A 4,781-nucleotide genomic window follows, 5' to 3' on the forward strand; every position below is an offset into this window, starting at 1 on the left:
TTTACATCACCTCAATCAAACTGCCTCTTTCCTCGTCTTTACGGATGTTCAGGGAGACCGGGATTTTCTCTTTCAGTTCTTCCACATGCGAAATAATTCCGACAATTCTGTTTTCCTTTTGCAGACTGGTTAAGGTTTCGAAAACCACATTTACAGATTCCAGATCCTGGGTTCCGAAACCTTCATCGATGAAAAAGAAATTCTTATCTGCTCTCGCATTGGTCTGAACGCTTTCTGCAAGTGCCAAAGCAAGGCTAAGTGATACCTGAAAAGCCTGTCCGCCGGATAAAGTTTTTACACTTCGGGAGCGGCCTTCGTTGAGATAATCGATGATTTCAAAATCGTTGTTTTCATTCAGCTGAAGACTCAGCTGGTTGCGCGTCATGCGGTGAAAACGGATGTTCGCCTGGTCGCAGAGCTGACGGAGATAAATGGAAGATACATACTGCACAAAACCTGCACCTTTAAAAAGATTCGTCATAATTTTTAGGTTTTCAGCGCGCTTCTGAAGTTTCGAAAATTCTTTCAGTAAATTCTCTTTTTTACTGAACTCCATGACTAACCTGTCAATCTCTGAACTGATTTTTATAACCGCATTGTTGGCGTTTGTTTTTTCGCTTTCAAGGGTTTTGAACTGCGTTTCGGCTTCTGTGAAACGGTTTTCATCAAAATTAAATCCTTCGAGTTTGGTTTCGAGCTCAGAGATTCCGTTTTTTAGCGTTTCGAACTCAATCCTGAATTTTTGGATTTGATTTTTTGCTGCTGCTACATCAATTTTTTGCGCTAACACAGGTTCAATTTCATGAAGATACGCGAATTTGTTTTCGGTTAAAGCCTTGTTAATCTGGCTGTTGTTTTTTGAAATCTCTTCATTTAAAGATAAACTCCTTTTTTCGAGTTCTTTTTTAGTCGTTTCTTCAGCAGAAATTTTTACCGCAAGTTCCTGTTCCTGTTTCTTTAAATTTTGGTAATTCTGCTCAGTTTCGAGATTGGTTTTTGATAAATCGGAATGTAATTTTCCGACTTCGCTCACACTTTTTTCACGGTAATCATTCCAGCGTAAAATCTTCAGATTCGCTTCATTGGTCGTGATTTTGGTTTCAACTTCGTGTTCTTTCAGTTTAAAATCCTGAAGTGCTTCATTGAATTTGTCCAACTGTTTCTGATATTTTTCAAGGTTTTCCTGTTCTGCTGAAATCTGTTTCTGAAGGTCGTCGATCTGTTTTTCGATTGCAAAAGATTCAGATTTTTTACTCAAGAATTCTGTTTCATTTTGAGGATTAAATTCTTTCCAGATGAACAGATTTTGATGGTTTTCAACCTGGATTTTTATCTCGTTTAAATTTTCCTCCTCAGTATTTAGCTGAGATTGCTGTAATTTCTTTCTTTCCAGAATTTTTTCGACTACTGAAATGTGAGACTGAATCTCTTTTTGCTGGAAATCAATTTGCGCCAAATGCTCATTTAATAAATTCATTTCAGCTGTAACATCATCAATTTCCACAATATGCGGATGCTGCAGTGAGCCGCAAAGCGGACAGGATTTTCCGTCGTGAAGTTCGTCCACAAAATGGGCCAACTGCTGCTGAACTTCGAGCTGGCTTTTCTTTGCTAAACTTTTGGTTTTATCACTTTCAAGCCGATCCATTTTCAACCGAAACTCTTGAGGAAAGTTTTCCGGATCGATGTTGAAAGGCTGTAGTTCTTTTTCAATTTTCAGAAGTCCGGTCTTAATTTCAGTGATTTTACTGGTTTGTTTCTGAAAAGAATCGCTTAAGTTTCTTTGTTCAGAAAACCAGTTCCCAACGTTCAGCAGCAAGTTGGTGTCGAGTTTTTTGGGTCTCAGATTTTCAAGCTGAGCATGTAATCCGGAGATTTTTTCTTTGATTGTTTTTTGAAAATTTTCGACTTCCTTTACCTTCGCAAAGCCGTTTTCTGTGCGCTCTTTTAGAGATTTAATGTCAGTTGAATACGTGAGCATCTGAAAAATCAGATTCAAGTCATTTTCCTGAATTTTGGAATCACTTAAGGTTTCATATTTCAGCAAAACAGCTTCAAATTCCTTCTTATTTTGATCAACTTTTGATAAGGTTTCTTTTAAAAGTTCTGCATTTAAAGTCTGCTCTTTTTGAAGATGGTGTAATTCAGATTGAAGTTTTTCTTTTTCTGAAATTAATGGATTAAACGCGCAAGAAATTTTATCATACAAATCCGTTTTTGCTTCCAGTGCATCAATTTTTTCTTTTTCGATAAGAAGTTTTGCGAAGTTTTCTTTCTTCGAATTGAGCAGTTGGAAATCGGTTTTCAGATTTTTTAGTTGCCGGAAATGATCTTCTGCTTTTTTAAATTCAATATTAATGTTTTCGAATTTCTGCTTTTCAGTTTCCAGTAATTCTCTTTGTATTAAGATGTTTTCTTCATTAATATCTTCAAAACCTTTTAGCTGACCTTCCAATTGATTAAGCGCTGCAGTGTTTTTATTGTTTAAAATTGAGGCATTATTCTGCAGATCATATTGCTGAAGACTGAAAATTTCCTTCATCATATTCGTGCGTTCTGTTGCACCCAATTCGAGAAACTCTTTAAACTGTCCCTGAGGAATAATGATGGTGCGTTTAAAGTTCGCATAACTCAGTCCAATAATTTTTTCGCAATCCGAATGCTCCAGCGGAATCCAGTTTTCGCTGTGTTTTTCGTAAAATGTTGCCTGCACGGGTTTTACATCGTCAAATTTTTTAGAATTCCGTCTGAATTCCCTTTGAACGCGGAAATTTTTATTTTCGTGATTGATGAAATCGAACTGAATAAAGGACTTATTCGCTTTCAGATTCATCATATTGTACGCCCTTTTATCCTGCTTATTGAGGCGTTCGGTTTCGCCGTACAATGCAAAAGAGATGGCTTCTAAAATGGAAGATTTCCCGGAACCTACAGCCCCGAAAATACCGAAAAGTCCGGCTTCCGTAAGGTTGGAAAAATCAATGGACTGCCGCTCCTGATAAGAGTACAAACCTTCAAGGGTGAGCTGAACTGGAATCATAATTTAAAGGTTTTTAATTTCGTTAAACAGTTCGATGAGATCATCGTTCGGTGCCTGGCCGTTGTTTTTAGTTTTGAAGTAATCTTTAAAAAGCGCCTGGATATCCTGATTTAAATTGATGGTTCTCAACTGATTTTCACTGAATTCCTCATTTTTGATTTTAGGAATTAAATGGACAATTCCGTGGTGAGTCTGGTAAATTTTTTTGCGGTCCTCCGCTTTCAAAAAAGTTTCGCTTTCCAGAGTGAGTTCCACCAAAGTATTTTGATTTTCGGTGAGCCACTCAAGCGCGTGTTCTATATTGTTGAAGGTTTTTCTTGCCAAAGATTTCCCGTGTTGTAAGGCAATTTTTTCAAAAGAAACATGCTGATTCGGCTGTGCATGGATAATAGAAACAAATTTGGTCTGTCCGGCTTCACTGAAACTGTAGCAAAGTGGGGAAGAGGAGTATACAACGGGTTTTTCAGCCGTCCCGATATTTCTGAAACCGTGCAGATGTCCTAAAGCCGTGTACTGAATCTGAGGTGGAATGCTATCTGAAAAAATAAGATCAGCATTCCCAATTTTAATAGGTTTTTCACCTTCAGGTTCGTCCAGAAGCGGTCTTCCTTTTCTGTTCATGTACAGATGCGCCATCATAAGGTTTACACCTGTTTCATCACAGAATTCATCAGCCAAACGCTGCCAGTTTTCTGCCAATACCTGATTAAGATCTTCTTCTTTATTTTCACCGAAATATTCTTTCAGGCGGATTTCGTTTGCATAAGGAGTATGAAGAATCCGTACCGGAAATTCCTGATTTTTGAGCTTTATTTCTATAAAACCCGGAACCGAACACGTAATTTTAAAACCATCGAGTTCAAAAGGATTTACAACTGCTTTGGGATGACCAATTAAGACAATGCCACATTCTCGGGCCAGCGGATCGGGTGCATCAATCAGGTTTGGAGAATCGTGATTGCCGGAAATTGCGATGACCGGGCGTTTTCCGTTCAGCGATAAACGTTTCAAAGTTTTGTAAAAAAGTTCGGTGGCTTCAACACTTGGATTGAAATTATCGAAAAGATCGCCGGCAACCAGAACAAGATCAACATTTTGTGCGTCGGCAATTTCTACGATTTCCTCCATGACCAGAATCTGTTCTTCGAGTCTCGAAAAACGGTCCAGCCGTTTACCCAAATGCCAGTCGGCTGTATGCAGAATTTTCATGTTCAGAAAAAATTAATGATGAAATGGAATCTGTAGCGATTTCACCTTTCAAATGTAAGGACAAAAAATAGTGATTTTTTACTTTTTACCGCATAAATAAATTGTAATGTTTACTTTTACGGGCATTATGGAACATAAAGATCCTTTACACGGAAAACGTTTAGATTCAATTTTAGAAGAGTTGGTCGAATATTACGGAGGTTTTGAAGAGTTAGGAAAAGAAATCAATATCAAATGTTTTACCGATAATCCGAGTATCAATTCCTCGCTTAAATTCCTTAGAAAAACGGATTGGGCCAGATCGAAAGTGGAAAGTCTCTATCTCTATGTCCTACGACAGAAAAAGAAGCAGGAGAAAAGGGATCAATAAATTAATCAATGAATTTTCCGGAAACATAATACCATCTTCCGTTCAAATTTTTAAAAAGCGAATGTTCATGATGAATTTGCGGTTTTCCATTTTCATCATTATAGTAAGCCTTAAATTCTACTTGGTTTAAAGTTGATTTCAAGATTTCCAATTTCGTCCATT

4 protein-coding genes are annotated in these 4,781 nt (G+C 37.5%); 1 reads left to right on the plus strand and 3 read right to left on the minus strand.

All coding sequences use genetic code 11. The features are described 5' to 3' along the window. Position 1 precedes the first annotated feature (1 nt). The gene (locus tag V5N63_RS10655; RefSeq protein WP_332033925.1) at positions 2-3,040 is read right to left on the minus strand and encodes an SMC family ATPase; all 3,039 of its coding nucleotides are present in this window, start codon (positions 3,038-3,040) and stop codon (positions 2-4) included. A 3-nt stretch (positions 3,041-3,043) separates the two neighbouring features. Next, positions 3,044-4,249: a metallophosphoesterase family protein gene (locus V5N63_RS10660; protein ID WP_332033926.1), complete on the minus strand. Its 1,206-nt coding sequence runs from the start codon at positions 4,247-4,249 to the stop codon at positions 3,044-3,046. A 106-nt stretch (positions 4,250-4,355) separates the two neighbouring features. On the opposite strand from V5N63_RS10660, the gene V5N63_RS10665 reads away from it, so the two are divergent. Next, positions 4,356-4,619, plus strand: a complete 264-nt coding sequence (locus V5N63_RS10665; RefSeq protein ID WP_442905815.1) for a VF530 family DNA-binding protein — start codon at positions 4,356-4,358, stop codon at positions 4,617-4,619. 1 nt (position 4,620) lies between these two features. On the opposite strand, the gene V5N63_RS10670 is transcribed toward V5N63_RS10665, so the two are convergent. Further along, positions 4,621-4,781: YchJ family metal-binding protein (locus tag V5N63_RS10670; RefSeq protein WP_332033930.1), on the minus strand; the 161-nt coding region annotated here is incomplete at its 5' end.

The organism is Kaistella sp. (genome assembly GCF_032060305.1).
In the GTDB taxonomy this organism is placed as follows: domain Bacteria; phylum Bacteroidota; class Bacteroidia; order Flavobacteriales; family Weeksellaceae; genus Kaistella; species Kaistella yananensis.

Coding starts and splice junctions, on each gene's coding strand:
- V5N63_RS10655 (WP_332033925.1), bottom strand. CDS start 3,040: ATGATTCCAGTTCAGCTCACCCTTGAAGGTTTGTACTCTTATCAGGAG.
- V5N63_RS10660 (WP_332033926.1), bottom strand. CDS start 4,249: ATGAAAATTCTGCATACAGCCGACTGGCATTTGGGTAAACGGCTGGAC.
- V5N63_RS10665 (WP_442905815.1), top strand. CDS start 4,356: ATGTTTACTTTTACGGGCATTATGGAACATAAAGATCCTTTACACGGA.